This window comes from Nitrospirota bacterium (assembly GCA_040756155.1).
Classification (GTDB): Bacteria; Nitrospirota; Thermodesulfovibrionia; order JACRGW01; family JBFLZU01; genus JBFLZU01.
The window spans coordinates 1-15,133 of the sequence record JBFLZU010000015.1 but is presented as its reverse complement, the minus strand read 5'-3'; the positions used below and the strand labels follow the sequence as shown (position 1 = coordinate 15,133).

Sequence of the window (15,133 nt, the reverse complement as noted above, 5' to 3'; positions counted from 1 at the left end):
TGAAGAGAGGAAGAAGATATACCACAGGATACACGCAATATTAGCTGAAGATCAGCCCTATACATTTTTATATGTCCCGGATGCACTTCCGATACTCCACAAAAGGTTCAAGGGCGTAGAGAAGGCACCTATAGGCATCTGGTATGATTTCATCCACTGGTATGTACCGAAAAATAAGATAGAGTGGTATGAGTAATAGGGGGGTTGTAGGGGGATTTTTGATTTTTGCTTTTTGCATTTTTATTCGAGATGCCTGACCTGTTTTATTATCATCGTCGTTAACCACTATAACCTAACTGCAACCCCTCGACTCCTAAGGTATTCTTTTGCCTCTCTGATGGTATATTCTCTGTAGTGAAATATTGATGCGGCAAGCACAGCATCTGCCCTGCCTTCAACAATGCCCTCGTAGAGATGCTCAAGTGTCCCTGCCCCACCTGATGCGATTATCGGTATATCAACTGCCTCTGATATAGTCCGAGTAAGTTTTATATCATAGCCATCCTTTGTCCCATCCCTGTCCATGCTTGTAAGTAATATCTCTCCGGCGCCATAATTCGCCATCCTCTTAGCCCACTCAATAGCATCAATACCTCTTGGTTTTCTTCCACCATGTGTATAGACCTCCCAGCTCAGTTGAGAGTTAGGAGTTGAGAGTGGGGAGTTTTTTGAACTCCGAACTCCGAACTCCGAACTCCGAACTCGCTTGGCGTCTATCGCAACCACAATACACTGGCTTCCAAATCTCTTGGCTGCCTCTTTGATAAATTCTGGGTTTTCAACAGCAGATGTATTTATTGAGACCTTATCGCACCCCGCCTTGAGAAGCGCCCTTATGTCATCAAGGGTTTTGATCCCGCCTCCAACTGTAAGTGGCATGAATACCTCTTCCGCAGTCCTCATTACAACATCGATTATAATATTCCTTTTTTCGTGTGAGGCGGTTATATCAAGAAATACAAGCTCATCTGCCCCTTGTTCATCATAAAATTTTGCGTTCTCCACAGGATTGCCTGCGTCTCTGAGGTTAATGAAACTTACGCCTTTGACAACCCTCCCATCTCTCACATCAAGACATGGAATTATCCTTTTTGTTAACATGGCAAAATTATAATACCACACCACCGAGAAATTTTGAATAACACAATAAAAATACTTGACATTCCCTTCATAATACTATATTTCTTTTAATCAAGATTTAAAAAACTCTTGCAAAATGCGTGAAAAGATGGTTTTATATTTTGTAACGGCTTAAAAATAAAGCATTGCCCTACGGGTCGTAGACCTTAAGGTAGAATTCTCCAGAGGGCATATTTTAGAGAATATATTAATGAAAGGGGGTGATTAGGTTGACAAAGGCAGATCTTGTAAAAAAGATCGCAAAGGATGCCAGCATTGGTCAGAATGAGGCAAATAAGGCGATTAACTCAATCATTAGTTCTATTACAGGAACCTTGAAAAAGGGAGGCAAGGTAACACTGGTTGGTTTTGGTACATTCTCTGTTCACAAGAGAAAGGCGAGAAAAGGAAGAAATCCACGGACAGGAGCAGAAATAAAGATTCCAGCAACAAGGGTACCAAAATTCTCCGCGGGGCAGGCATTGAAAAAGGCAGTAAAATAATTTGATAGGATTCAAGGGTTAAAGGGTCAAGGATCTGACCACTTGACTCCTTGAATCCTATGAATCTATCTTTTTTATCTCATCCGGGTGAAAGACGCCCCTTTCTGTTATTATCGCAGTTATATATTCTGCAGGTGTAACATCAAAGGCAGGATTTTTTACCATCACGCCTTCAGGTGCAATCTGGACCTTGCCTAATATATGTGTGACCTCCTCAGATCCCCTTTCTTCGATGGGTATAAGTTCGCCTGAAGGAGTACTGAGGTCTATCGTAGATGTTGGTGCAGCCACATAGAAAGGAATCTTATGTTCTTTGCACAGAACCGCTAATGTATAAGTTCCTATCTTGTTTGCTACATCACCATTTCTTGCTATCCTGTCAGCACCAACAATGGTGAGATCTACTTCGCCTTTCTTCATAAAGTATCCTGCCATATTATCTGTAATCAGGGTAACAGGTATCTTATCCTGCATAAGTTCCCATGCAGTAAGTCTTGCACCCTGTAGTATCGGTCTCGTCTCATCCACAAATACATGGATACGCTTCCCCTGCTCTAATGCCACACGTATCGGTGCAGTGGCTGTACCATAGCCACCGGTGGCTAATGAACCAGCATTGCAATGGGTAAGTATGGTATCTCCATCCTTTATAAACTGTGCCCCCCCTCTGCCTATCGTCTTATTAGCCTCTATATCTTCCTGAAGTATCCTTTTCGCCTCATCTATTAAAAGCACTTTTATTCTCTCTAACTTTTCATCCCTCTGTTTCTTTACGAATTCCTTCATCCTCTCGATAGCCCAGAAGAGATTGACTGCGGTTGGTCTTGTAGATGCAAGACATTCGCATACCTTCAGGAGTCTGCTATAAAAGTCATCAAAATTATCAGCCTTTATATCCTGAGCACCGAGGGCAATACCCATTGCAGCTGCAATACCTATTGCTGGCGCACCCCTTATCCAGAGTTTCTTAATTCCCTCTGCAACCATTCTGTAGTCTCTGCAATCTACATAGGAAACCTCAAGGGGAAGCTTTGTCTGATTTAACATCCTGACTACCCCGTCTCTCCATTCAATCGTTGGAATCATTACCAAACCTCCATTCCTTATGATTGAAATTATATATAACCCCAGCACTAAAAACAACAGTTGTTTTATTTGACATTGGATTAAATAAGTAATAAAATAAAAATAAAAGGAGGTAGTGGAAACACAATCTTGAAAGGAGGTGATTCTAAAATCTAAGTTACAACAAAGTGCGTAATAGAAGGGAGGGTAGCAGTTTTTAGAGATAAAAGGGGAGGTGAGATTATGTTTAAAAAAGATTCAAATAAACTGTTCATATTCTCAATTACGCTGCTGATAATTACGCTTTTAGCTGGAACGGTTACGCTCTCAAGTATAGCACAAGCTGCCGAAAAGAAACCGCAAATTAACATGCTACTTTGTCCTATGGGTTGTGGTGCTATAGAAGGTAACATTTTATTAGAGACGGTGATCAAGAGAAAGGACCTTCCGTTTCACCTGAATTCACAGGAAACCCCTGGTTACAACTATAATTTGATAGAGATGGCAAAGAGCAAAGATCTGTGGAAACATACGATATTTTCTACAGAAGACGATGTTGTGGCGCTAGCTGCTCACGCTGATAAACCTGAGGTGAAACCCTTCTTTAAGGAGCCTATAAAAAACAGATGGAAGATCCTTTACAGCGAAGGCCTGTGCACATATGGTATGTTCTTCCAGACATTAAACCCTGAAATCAAATCAATAGAGCAATTAAAGGGAAAAAGAATCGGCTTAGGTCTTCGCGGGCAGAGCTGTTGGGGTATGAATGGGTATATTCTACTGGCAAAACATGGTATCACGCCTGAAAACACAAAGATTTATTTTCTGGGTCCTGCCAAAGCAGTAGATGAGCTTTTAGCTGGTAAGATCGATGGGATGGTGACTGGTGTTTATATCAGTCATGATCAAAAAAACTATACTATTCCAGGTATGCAGCTGATTTTAGATGCAGCGGGGCGGGACATCTTTTATCTTACACCTGACCGAGCGGTTTATGAAAAGATAAACAGAGAATTTGGAACAGTTACTCAGATAATAAAGATCCCTGCAAGAACCTTACCGAAGCAAAAAATCGACTTATACGTCGGGGCAGATCGTATATATAATGTCGCTCATGAGAGTTTTCCAGAAGAATTAGCATACCAGTTTGTCAAGGCTGTTGCGACAATCGGTCCTACATTGAAAGCTTCACATACCTACTGGACCATTGTTACACCCACAGAGATGCTCAATGGCTTATCCGAAGAGAACACCCATCCTGGCGCCATCAGAGCCTTTAAAGAGTTGGGTCTATGGGATCTGCGAAAAAAGTTTAAACCAGTAATTTCAGAATACCTTAGGTAAGGTAACAGTCACAACATGGGTATTGTAGTGAAACCTCCCGTCAAAAAATGACGGGAGGTTTCACTTAACTAATATAGTTCATTAAATGAACAATATTATGAATATTATGATAGGGTGAGTAAATAATGAAAGAGAAGGTTCTTTTTTTTACCCGCAAATTAATCTTGTTATTGGGAACGATTTTTACATTTTATATGTTAGGAAGCGCTTTTTATCCTCAAGATATTGGATTTTATCAGTCCATGTTCATTTTAGGGATTGTGGTGCTCTCCGGATTACTAGCTCTAAAAGCAGCACTGAGTAACGAAAAATTAGGTGTCGGCTTTCGGTTTTGGTTTCAATTGTCCTTTGTAATCATCGCTTCAATCATTGCTATTTTAACAGTCACATACCTCGCTTTCAATGCGACCCGCCTTGAGGAAATCGCCCCCTTTATTACAGACCAGGATCTCGTAGTGGGATGGTTTCTAATTATATCGCTCATACTTTTAAACTGGTTTCACTGGGGTGGAGTCCTCAGTATAGTTATTGCAATTTCAGTAGCTTATTTTTTCTGGGGTCATCTCCTCCCACCTCCATTTACACATGCGCCATTGAAGATTAAATTCGTGATGAGTTATCTGGGTATGGACACAATCGGAGGCCTATTCTGGATGGTGCCAATTGCTGCAGATCAGGTGTACTTCCTGGTCTTATTTGCGACTTTGCTGTTTGGAACTGGGATGCTTCCCCTCGTGATAGAGATGGGAAAAGTCGTGGGAAACCGCATCAAAGGAGGAGCGGCATTCCCTGCAATCATTGGCAGTGGCATGACAGGAACGGTAATGGGGTACGCCGTTTCCAACGTTATGCTCACAGGACAGTTAACCATACCCATGATGAAGAAAAAGGGGTTCGAGCCTGAATTTGCAGGAGCCATCGAAGCTACTGCCTCAAATAATGGACAAATTATGCCCCCTATTATGGGATTGTCGGCATTCATAATCGCAGTATTTCTCAGTATTCCATATGTAAAGGTGGCATTGGCTGCTGTATTACCCGCCATACTAAATCTGCTTGGAGTGACGATCGCCATCCTGCATATAGCGAAGGTACGAGGATATGGATATCTAAATGAACCTATTGACAAGGGCGCTATTTACAATCTTCTTCCTACCTTTCTCATCGCCTTTAGTGTGGTTTTGGTGTTACTTTTACTCTACATCTCACCAGGTATAGCTGGTATTATAGGTTCAGTTTTTGTATTGATAACAATGTTCTTTCGATCTAAAAGGTTTCGACCTAAGTTTAAAAACTTTATGGAAGCCTTTGAAAATGGCTATGAAATCGTAGTAACGCTGAGTCTGCTCCTCATTGCGATCGGTCCTATCGCACAGATGGCAACGACCACAAACTTAACTGGTTCGGTGGGTGTTTTTTTGGCGAAGTTATTTCCGGAAAGTGCACTGTTTATCCTTTTTGCCTGTATGATTCTTTCACTTATTGGGGGTATGGGATTACCGACACCCGTTGCCTATTTAATGGTCGCCTTGCTTCTAATACCATCTATGGCAGAAGCAGGGTTCAAAGGCTTAGCGGCTCATTTTTTTATTATGTACTTTGCGATCTTCTCATCTTTAACTCCCCCGGTCGCTGTCGCTTCGCTGGCAGCCAGTAAACTTGCTAATGCAGGTTTTGTAAAAACCAGCATAACTGCGTTGAAAATTGTGACACCTACATATATTGTTCCTTTTATTTATGTTTATCACAAGGAACTTCTTGATTTTCCTAATATATCATTGGCAATGATTTACTGGACTTTGGTTTCAATTTTATTAATATATCTTCTTTCGGCGGTTATTTTTAATTTCTTTCTTAGAAAACTGAATATATTCGAACGAATTCTATTTTTAATAAGCTATATTGTAGGATTTGTTTATATAGTGGAGAGTTCGTATTTCGTAGCCTTAATGTTTTTCGGACTTGTTGCTGTGTCATTCATGTGGATAATCTGGAAAACTAAGAAGGTGAAGAAGCCGCTGCCAGCATAAACTAAAAAGGGGCTACAATATTGATAGCAAATAATAATTGAAGGGGACTGTCTCAGACTGTCCCCGTAATCTCGGAGGTACTGTGAAACTCTCGACTATATTCATAGGCAAAAGTGGAGAAGATGTAGCAGAGAAATACCTTAAAAAGCGTGGATACAGAATAATCGAAAAGAATTATAAAAGCCCTTACGGAGAGATAGATATTGTAGCACTCGATAAAGGGACAATATCATTTATCGAGGTCAAGTATAGAAGGTCAGAGGAGTTCGGTCCCCCAGAAATTTCTGTGGACTCAAAAAAACGACTGAGGTTAACGAAATCAGCCTTACACTTTCTTGCGAGAAAAAGGATAAAGGATACACCCTGTAGATTTGATGTTATCTCAATCACAGAGACACAGAATAGCAAAGGTCATAAGATTGAGCTCATAAAGGATGCCTTTGAAATGGAGAGGACCTTTTAAACTACTTTAATCCTCGAATTCCCTTCAACAACCTTTCCAATAATCCAGAAGGAAACGCCTTTCTCTTTGGCAAGCTTTTGGAATCTATCCAAAGAACCCTCTGGGATAGCAATGAGCAGTCCTCCTGATGTCTGTGGGTCACAGAGTATGAGGGCATCTTCCTCTGAGAAAGATTCAGGGAAGTCCACAGACGGTTTGACATACTCGAAATTATTATACGCCCCTTGAGGAACCATACCACGATTTACCATATCCCTTACCTGACTGAGCACAGGCAATCTGTTTTTATGTATAATGAAATCTACACGGGAATCCCTCACCATATTTAAAGCATGTCCCATGAGTCCGAATCCTGTTATGTCTGTTACCGCATGGGCGATAACCTCCACAGCAATCATAGAGGCTGTAGAATTCGATGTCTGCATCCACTTAATGGCATCATTAATATCCTCTTCTGAAAGAACTTGACCTTTAAGAGCAGTTGTAAGAATCCCGAAACCGAGTGGTTTGGTGAGGATTAATATGTCTTGGGCCTCTGCCCCTGTCAGTTTGAGGATATGGTCTTTCTGGATAAGACCTGTTACTGATAGACCGAACTTGAGTTCCTTATCCTCTATGCTGTGACCTCCGATGAGGCTCGCACCAGCCTCTGTGAGTTTATCCACTGCCCCATGCAGTATCTCCTTCAACACCCATGGCTCATAATCACACGAAGAAAATCCAGCAATAGCAAGAGCGGAGATAGGTCTTCCACCCATTGCGTATATATCGCTCATCGAGTTAACGGCACTGATCGCACCAAAGGTATAGGGGTCATCAACAACTGGCGTAATAATATCTACTGTCTGAACTAAGGCATCTGAGTCATTTAGACAGTATACACCCGCATCATCTCCAGGACCGAGAATCACACATGGGTCAGAGGGTTGCCTCAGTTCTTTTAATATCTCTTCGAGGTCCGACGGACCTACCTTACCAGCTCAACCTGCTGCCCTTACCTTTTCTGTTAACCTTATTCTTTTCATATCACTGCATATTATATCAAAGAGGGATTAAATTGTCTGTCAAATTTTTGGTAGACAACGAGGTTTACCCTCGTTGAATTTAGAAAAAAATCTACAGGATAGAAAAAAATCAACGGACATAAAGTCCGTTGTCTACCGAATAGGATTTGATATATTGTGCATTTATTAAGACTATGATAAAATTTATCTAATCAATGGATACAAGAGGTTTTACCCTAATAGAACTTATAGTCGTTGTTATATTCTTAAGCATACTTGCGATTATTGCTGTGCCGAGACTCAGCAGGGTAACAGATTTGAAGATAGCAGGTGCCGCTGATAAAATAGCCGCTGATATAAGGTATGCCCAGCAATTATCCATGAGTGAAGGAGGCAAATACGCTGTGAAGTTTGAGACATCACCGAATGGATACTATATATTTAACGATGCAAACACGAATGGGATAAAAGACCCATCCGAATCATATGCCCTTGATCCCCAAACAAATGACTCTATGATAATAAACCTTAATACAGGGGTCTTTGATGGCATAACCGTAGATACTGCCGGTTATGTGAGGTTTGATAGTAAGGGTGTCCCGAATAGCTCACTTACAGTCACACTCAATGGGGGCAAGAAGAGCATAAATGTTGTCTCTCAGACAGGTATGGTGTATGTGCAATAAAGTGAATAATGAAAAGGGTTTTTCTCTCATAGAGATGATAATAACAGTGATTATCGTTGGTATAGTCGCTACAGGTTTTTATATGATGTTTATGACAGGGCTCAGTAAAGGGGCAGACCCTGTGCAGATAGCACAGGCGGTAGAGTTTGCACAGCAGAGGATTGAGAGGCTTATTGCTATGAAGATGAGGTTAGGATATACAGATATAGCATTAAATGTTGGAGAAGGCACATGGACAGCACTTCCATCCCCTTATGAAAAATTTGAGGAGAAGATAGATATCGCCTATGTGGATTCAAACCTCGTAAACCCGACTTATTCTGGATCAGATACAGGATATAAACTTATACAGGTAACGGTCAGATGGGGCGGAAGTTATAATGTGAGACTTGTAGCAGTTGTTACGGATAGTTGACGATGAACAATAACAGGGGTTTTACATTAATAGAACTCGTTATACTTATTATCATACTCGGTATAATCGCCAGTATATCTGCTCTTATGATCGCCGAGTTGGTGAGGTCATACACAACAGGGAGGGATATATCAGAGAGCCAGGTTCATGGACAGACCGCACTCGAAAGAATAGCGAGGGAACTCAGGGAGATAAGGGCGGATGATAACCCATCTCCCCTTCCATCGAGGATACCAGTGATAACTACATTCACGGTGACAACCTTAGAATTCAGGAGTTCCAATATCTCAAATCCACCAGATGACTCACAGGGTGATTTGATAAGTTTCTCATGGTCAGGAAATGCAGGTGACCCACTCGTATTTACACTTAACGGGACATCGAGTAACCTTGCTACCAATGTCCAGAGCCTCCAGTTTAAATACTATGATATAGATGGGAATGAAACCTCAACGGTGAATCAGATTGCGTATATAGAAGTAGCACTCAAGGTGGGGAATAACGATGCGAAGACAAGGATATTTATCAGAGACTTGTTTTAATCCCCCCATCCCCCCTTTAGTAAAGGGGGGCAAGGAGGGATTAGATTCGGGACTGTCCCCAAAAGGTAAAAACGAAAATGGTGCGGCGCTCATTGCTGCGGTGTTCCTGATAATCGTGCTCGGCTTTTTAGGCGCTATGTTCGTCTCTATGATGGCAACAAGCACAACTGTATCAACCAAAGAGGTTAAGTCCTCTGAGGTCTTCTTTGCAGTAGAGTCAGGAAGGGAGTGGGCGATGAGGTGGCTATACCAGCAGACGAACTGGGATGGAAGCGCCTCACCACCAACTCCTCCTGCTGTAAAAGATATAGATGGAAATACCATAGGGACATTTACCTACTCAATAACATGGCTCACACAAAATAAACTATCGGCAAATATTGGTGCGGCTGCCACAACCATCCCTGTTTATTCAACCTCAGGATTCCCTGATCCGAATGGGGCTTATGTGAGAACAATCATGATAGAAGATGAAGCGATAGACTATACAGATACAGATGCTACAAACTTCCTTAACGCCCAGAGAGAACGGCACGGGACGAGCAAGACAAGCCATAGTAAGGATACACCTGTCTATATCGCTACGTATCTCACATCAGGAATCACATCAACAGCAAGGACTATACCAGTAAATTCAACCGATGGGTTCCCGAACTCAGGCAAGGTTAAGATGGCCAGCGAGTATATAGACTATACAGAGAAGGATGCTACAAACTTAAAGGGTTGCAGGAGGGGTGCAATAAGTCCTAGTACAGGGTTCCCGACAACCGCTACCTCACACCCCGTTGATAGGGCTGTAAAACTATACGCAAACCAGGCACTAATGACAGTAACAGGCTCTGCCTCAGGTAGTATTACAGCAACGAGGAAGATAGAGGCATCGGTGTATAGATAATGACGTGCATGGTAAGAACATATTGCTTTTAAGAAAATGTTATAATAAATATGTGAATTAAGAAGAAAATAGCCGAGGCATCGTGCCTCGGATAAATGCCAGTATCAGGCAGGATGCCTGACCTATTTTTAGTGGTTATTGATAATTGGCCATTGGTTATTTGAAAATAGGGAGTTTAAAAATGACTTGTGTTAAGCGAAGTCGAATTAGAAGATGTGTATCGGTTAAGTTCTATGCACTTTTACTTATGCTTGCACTTTCACTCTTCTTTTCCAGCACCTCCAGCGCTGCGACACGGTTAGTGGTCAATACGGCTCCTGATACTGGTCAGGGTAGTGGTGGTTGCACTTCTGTTGGTAATAATTGTTCACTGAGTAGAGCATTGAGTCAAGCCAACCCTAACGATACTATAGAGCTAAGGGTAGCAAGCTACAACGCAAATAACAGGACATATACTGTTCCCAAGAGTGGTATGATTATACGGAGTCAGGCTGGCCAAAAATATACTATCAGTAACTTTGCTACGGCTGGGACAGCGTTTACTGTTTCAGTAGGAGGTGTAACATTTCAGGACCTGATATTAAATGGTGGAAACAGCACTACTACAGGTATCAATACATCCAGCAATAATTTAATAATAAATAACCTGACACTGCAGAACTTTACAGGAAATGCATTATATACTTCAGGTTCTGCTGCAGCCACGACAGTTCAGAATACTACAATAGAGGGCTCTGACACAGGCATATACAGTTCATCTCAGACCCTTACCGTTGATGGCTCTACAATAAGAAATAATACAAACTATGGTGTTGTGATTGATAATGTAAAGAGAAATACAATCCAGAATTCAACCATAACCAACAATAACAGAGGAGTCTACTGGCATGATTCTATTGTGCAGACCGATGCAGACAAGAACCAGTTGCTTAATACCACAATAAGTAATAATGCAACATACGGTGTATGGATTTCGAGTTCAAAATTCGCCTACATAAAGAACTGCACCATAAATAATAATGGTAAGGGAATCGTTCTTTATGGCTCTAGTGTAAGTGAGACTTACATCCAACAGAACTCAATCTATCAGAATAGCACAGGCGGTCAGGGTATGGGGATTGATTTCAATGACGATGGTGTAACCACAAACAATGGAGACAATAGTGAGACAAGTATGCCTAATAATGGAATTGACTACCCTGTAATAAATCAGATATCCCTCTCTGGAAGCACCCTTACTGTTAGAGGTTGTTCACCATCGAATGCATCAGTAGAGCTCTTCAAGGCGGACAGTGCAGACCCTCCATCATATGGTGGGAATTGTTCATTCACATCAGCAATCAGTTGTGGAGGAATATCTTGCAGTGATACAAATTCAGACTGTTCAAACTTCGGGCAGGGAAAGGTATATCTCGGAACCTTTACCGCTGGTTCCGGGGGAATGCAAGGGCAGGATAACTGCTGGGAGGCAATCATGGATATTACAGGAAAGGATATAGGTTATAATGATAGGATTACAGCAACAACTACTATTAGTGGGAAGGGGACATCGGAGTTTTCGCGCCGTGCAATTGTTGTCAAAACAGACAGACTGAGACTTATACACTGGAAGGAGGTAGTACAATGAGATGGTCATACATATTCAGTATGCTCGGAATACTTTCTACATTTTTTGGCATCCTGTTTCTTTTTTCGCCAAAGACTATTACAAAGATTAACGAACGTGTCAACAAATTACTCCTCGATTTAGATAAAAGGACACTCGCCTATAGAGGGGGAATAGGGTTATCAATGCTCATAGCCGCTGTACTATTCTTTTTTATCGCTTACTACATGCGGATGAAATTCGGGTATTAGTAATTAAACATCTTGACAAAAAAAACCATCTCTGATATATTTGCAAAGTTTTTCTCTAAAAAGAGAATGGAGATATTGAATTGCCTACAATTGCACAATTAATAAGGAATGGAAGGACGCCTATTGAAAAGAGAACAAAGAGTCCTGCACTGAGGAGATGTCCTCAGAAGAGAGGGGTCTGTATAAGGGTATATACAACTACACCCAAAAAACCTAACTCAGCCTTGAGAAAGGTTGCAAGGGTTCGACTCACAAATGGGATGGAGGTTACAACATATATACCCGGGGTAGGACATAACCTTCAGGAACATTCAATTGTTCTGATTAGAGGTGGAAGGGTTAAAGACCTTCCTGGTGTTAGATACCATATTATAAGAGGTGCCCTTGATTCACTTGGTGTTGTTGATAGGAAACAGGGAAGATCTAAGTATGGGGCAAAGAGACCGAAATAATATAGTTATAAGTCATAAGTCATAAGTTATAAGTTAAGGAGAGAGATGCCGAGAAAGAAAGAAGTACAGAAAAGAGAGATACTACCTGACCCAAAGTACAATAGCAAACTTGTCGGGAAGTTTATTAATATAATAATGGAAAAAGGCAAAAAGAGTCTTGCTGAAAGGGTCTGCTACAATGCATTCAATATTATAAAGACAAAAACAGGAAATGACCCGCTCAAGGTATTCAAGACAGCAGTTGAGAATGTTAAGCCCGCCGTTGAGGTCAAATCAAGAAGGGTCGGTGGAGCCTCATATCAGGTTCCTGTAGATATCAGACCTGCCCGCCGTCTGGCTCTTGCATTACGCTGGATAGCCGCCTATTCTCGTAAACGGAGTGAGAAGGCTATGGAAGAAAAGCTGTCTGCTGAACTAATTGATGCATTTAACAATACCGGTGCATCAGTAAAGAAGAAGGAAGACACGCACCGAATGGCAGAAGCAAATAAAGCCTTTGCTCACTATAGATGGTAAGGAGTGAATTAAACATTGCCGAGAATCATACCTTTAGAGAAAAGCCGAAATATCGGAATAATGGCACATATAGATGCTGGAAAGACAACCACAACGGAAAGGATTCTCTATTATACAGGGGTCTCTTACAAGATGGGGGAAGTGGACGAAGGAACAGCCGTGATGGATTGGATGCCTCAGGAACAGGAAAGAGGAATAACTATAACCTCTGCTGCTACTGCATGTTTCTGGAAGGATTACAGGATAAACATTATAGATACCCCTGGGCATGTAGATTTTACTATAGAAGTAGAAAGGTCTCTCAGAGTACTGGATGGTGTCATAGCAGTCTTCGACTCTGTAGCAGGTGTTGAACCACAATCAGAGACTGTATGGCGTCAGGCTGACAGGTACGATGTTCCAAGAATTGCATTTATGAATAAGATGGATCGTAGTGGAGCGGATTTTTTTCAGAGTGTGAACTCCATGGTAGAGAGGCTCGGTGCTAACCCTGTGCCACTTCAGATACCTATAGGCAAAGAGGAAAAATTCAGGGGTTCGATAGACTTGGTACGGCTGAAGGCAATCTACTTTGATGACGAAACACTCGGTGCAAAATTTATAGAGGATGAAATCCCAGGAGACCTCATGGGAATGGCGGTTGAATACAGAGAAAAAATGATAGAATCTCTATCAGAATTTGATGATGTAGTGATGGAGAAATTCTTAAGTGGCAGAGAGTTGTCGGTAGATGAGTTAAAATCAGCCATAAGGAGAGAAACAATAAGAATGAAAATTACCCCTGTGCTTTGTGGTGCAGCATTCAAAAACAAAGGTATTCAGTTACTTCTCGATGCCGTGGTGGATTATCTCCCTTCTCCACTTGATATACCACCAGTTAGAGGAATAGACCCAAGGACAGGTAATGAGGTACAGAGGCTGACGAGCGATGATGAACCATTCTCTGCGATGGCTTTCAAGATAATGAGTGACCCTTTTGTAGGACAGCTTACATTCTTCAGGGTCTATTCAGGAAAACTCCACACAGGTTCCTATGTTTATAATACGAGAAAAAACACTAAAGACCGCATAGGACGTTTACTTAAGATGCATGCAAATAAACGCGAAGAAATCAAAGAGGTATACGCTGGTGATATTGCTGCTGCTGTAGGCCTTAAAAATGCAATAACAGGTGATACCCTCTGCACTGAGAACCACCCTATAATACTTGAGACAATGGAGTTTCCTGAACCTGTTATTTCTGTAGCAATTGAGCCAAAAACAAAGGCAGATCAGGAAAAATTAGGGATTTCCTTAAATAAACTTGCACAGGAAGACCCATCATTCAAAGTAACAACAGATACAGAAACAGGACAGACTATAATCTCTGGAATGGGAGAGTTACATCTCGAAATCATTATTGATAGACTGATGCGTGAGTTCAATGTGAATGCAAATGTTGGTAAACCTCAGGTAGCATACAGAGAAACCATAAGAGGCAAATCAAAAACAGAAGGTAGATTTGTCCGCCAGACAGGTGGTAGGGGACAGTACGGGCATGTATGTATAGAGATAGAGCGCGGGAAAGGAATTGAATTCGAAAATAAGATAGTTGGTGGTGCCATTCCAAAGGAATATATACCTGCCGTAGAAAAAGGTATAAAAGAGGCATCAGAAAATGGTATACTTGCAGGTTATCCAGTTGTTGATGTTAAAGTAATTTTATATGATGGAACATATCATGAGGTTGATTCTTCAGAGATGGCTTTTAAGATCGCAGGTTCTATGGCTTTTAAGGACGCACTCGCAAAGGCAAATCCTGTGCTCATGGAGCCAATGATGTCTATCGAAGTGGTAGTCCCTGAAGAATACATGGGTGATATTATAGGAGATCTGAATTCGAGGAGAGGCAAAATACAAAAGATGGAAATGCGTGGGAGTGCACATATAATAGGGGCTTTGGTGCCTCTGTCCGAGATGTTTGGTTATGCCACAGATTTGCGGTCAAAGAGTCAGGGAAGAGCAACATACACAATGCAGTTCTCCCATTATGAAGAAGCACCTAAGAATATCTCAGATGAAATAGTTGCAAAGGTGAGGGGGGAAGTAGTAATCTAAAACGACAGTGCATAGTGAACAGTGAGTAGTTGCTAACAATAGGATTACGCGATAAGTTGGTAGGCAACGAGGTTTACCCTCGTTGATTTAGAAAAATCAACGGACATAAAGTCCGTTGTCTACGGAATGCAGGAGGTGGTTATGG

At 41.5% G+C, this 15,133-nt stretch carries 16 protein-coding genes and 1 pseudogene; 14 read left to right on the top strand and 3 right to left on the bottom strand.

Annotated features, from left to right (window positions below; genetic code table 11):
• Nucleotides 1-196, top strand: a 196-nt coding sequence (locus AB1488_01265; GenBank protein MEW6408727.1) for a peptide-binding protein, incomplete at its 5' end; no start/stop codon positions are given.
• A gap of 89 nt (nucleotides 197-285) precedes the next feature.
• Here AB1488_01265 and hisF read toward each other — a convergent pair.
• Nucleotides 286-1,101, bottom strand: coding sequence for an imidazole glycerol phosphate synthase subunit HisF (gene hisF, locus AB1488_01260; GenBank protein ID MEW6408726.1), 816 nt, complete (start codon nucleotides 1,099-1,101; stop codon nucleotides 286-288).
• A 248-nt stretch (nucleotides 1,102-1,349) separates the two neighbouring features.
• On the opposite strand from hisF, the gene AB1488_01255 reads away from it, so the two are divergent.
• Complete coding sequence (locus tag AB1488_01255; protein MEW6408725.1) at nucleotides 1,350-1,622, top strand: HU family DNA-binding protein; 273 nt, start codon at nucleotides 1,350-1,352, stop codon at nucleotides 1,620-1,622.
• A gap of 57 nt (nucleotides 1,623-1,679) precedes the next feature.
• On the opposite strand, the gene mtnA is transcribed toward AB1488_01255, so the two are convergent.
• Nucleotides 1,680-2,708: an S-methyl-5-thioribose-1-phosphate isomerase gene (gene mtnA, locus AB1488_01250; GenBank protein MEW6408724.1), complete on the bottom strand. Its 1,029-nt coding sequence runs from the start codon at nucleotides 2,706-2,708 to the stop codon at nucleotides 1,680-1,682.
• A 222-nt stretch (nucleotides 2,709-2,930) separates the two neighbouring features.
• Between mtnA and AB1488_01245 the strand changes: the two genes are divergently transcribed.
• The 3 genes from AB1488_01245 to AB1488_01235 all read left to right on the top strand — a co-directional run bounded on the left by AB1488_01245 (nucleotide 2,931) and on the right by AB1488_01235 (nucleotide 6,524).
• Nucleotides 2,931-4,031 (top strand): TAXI family TRAP transporter solute-binding subunit, encoded by a 1,101-nt coding sequence (locus tag AB1488_01245; protein MEW6408723.1) that lies wholly within the window; start codon nucleotides 2,931-2,933, stop codon nucleotides 4,029-4,031.
• 125 nt (nucleotides 4,032-4,156) lie between these two features.
• The gene (locus AB1488_01240; protein MEW6408722.1) at nucleotides 4,157-6,061 is read left to right on the top strand and encodes a TRAP transporter fused permease subunit; all 1,905 of its coding nucleotides are present in this window, start codon (nucleotides 4,157-4,159) and stop codon (nucleotides 6,059-6,061) included.
• An 82-nt stretch (nucleotides 6,062-6,143) separates the two neighbouring features.
• Nucleotides 6,144-6,524, top strand: coding sequence for a YraN family protein (locus AB1488_01235; GenBank protein ID MEW6408721.1), 381 nt, complete (start codon nucleotides 6,144-6,146; stop codon nucleotides 6,522-6,524).
• Here AB1488_01235 and selD read toward each other — a convergent pair.
• Nucleotides 6,521-7,489 (bottom strand): annotated as a pseudogene (selD, locus tag AB1488_01230) (selenide, water dikinase SelD). The gene AB1488_01235 and the pseudogene selD overlap by 4 nt on opposite strands.
• Nucleotides 7,490-7,743: 254 nt before the next feature.
• Here selD and AB1488_01225 point away from each other — a divergent pair.
• The 9 genes from AB1488_01225 to fusA all read left to right on the top strand — a co-directional run bounded on the left by AB1488_01225 (nucleotide 7,744) and on the right by fusA (nucleotide 14,988).
• Nucleotides 7,744-8,214: a GspH/FimT family pseudopilin gene (locus AB1488_01225; GenBank protein MEW6408720.1), complete on the top strand. Its 471-nt coding sequence runs from the start codon at nucleotides 7,744-7,746 to the stop codon at nucleotides 8,212-8,214.
• A 1-nt stretch (nucleotide 8,215) separates the two neighbouring features.
• Nucleotides 8,216-8,629, top strand: coding sequence for a prepilin-type N-terminal cleavage/methylation domain-containing protein (locus AB1488_01220; GenBank protein ID MEW6408719.1), 414 nt, complete (start codon nucleotides 8,216-8,218; stop codon nucleotides 8,627-8,629).
• A gap of 2 nt (nucleotides 8,630-8,631) precedes the next feature.
• On the top strand, nucleotides 8,632-9,171 hold the full coding sequence (locus AB1488_01215; protein ID MEW6408718.1) for a prepilin-type N-terminal cleavage/methylation domain-containing protein: 540 nt from the start codon (nucleotides 8,632-8,634) through the stop codon (nucleotides 9,169-9,171).
• Entirely contained in the window at nucleotides 9,134-10,066 is a 933-nt protein-coding gene (locus tag AB1488_01210) for a hypothetical protein (GenBank protein ID MEW6408717.1), read from the top strand. Before AB1488_01215 ends, AB1488_01210 begins: the two co-directional genes overlap by 38 nt.
• Before the next feature lie 181 nt (nucleotides 10,067-10,247).
• The gene (locus tag AB1488_01205; GenBank protein MEW6408716.1) at nucleotides 10,248-11,693 is read left to right on the top strand and encodes a right-handed parallel beta-helix repeat-containing protein; all 1,446 of its coding nucleotides are present in this window, start codon (nucleotides 10,248-10,250) and stop codon (nucleotides 11,691-11,693) included.
• Nucleotides 11,690-11,923, top strand: a complete 234-nt coding sequence (locus AB1488_01200; GenBank protein ID MEW6408715.1) for a hypothetical protein — start codon at nucleotides 11,690-11,692, stop codon at nucleotides 11,921-11,923. Before AB1488_01205 ends, AB1488_01200 begins: the two co-directional genes overlap by 4 nt.
• A gap of 80 nt (nucleotides 11,924-12,003) precedes the next feature.
• Nucleotides 12,004-12,375, top strand: coding sequence for a 30S ribosomal protein S12 (gene rpsL / locus AB1488_01195; GenBank protein ID MEW6408714.1), 372 nt, complete (start codon nucleotides 12,004-12,006; stop codon nucleotides 12,373-12,375).
• Between the two features lie 45 nt (nucleotides 12,376-12,420).
• Nucleotides 12,421-12,891: a 30S ribosomal protein S7 gene (rpsG, locus tag AB1488_01190; protein ID MEW6408713.1), complete on the top strand. Its 471-nt coding sequence runs from the start codon at nucleotides 12,421-12,423 to the stop codon at nucleotides 12,889-12,891.
• 15 nt (nucleotides 12,892-12,906) lie between these two features.
• Nucleotides 12,907-14,988, top strand: a complete 2,082-nt coding sequence (gene fusA / locus AB1488_01185; GenBank protein ID MEW6408712.1) for an elongation factor G — start codon at nucleotides 12,907-12,909, stop codon at nucleotides 14,986-14,988.
• Nucleotides 14,989-15,133: the final 145 nt, after the last annotated feature.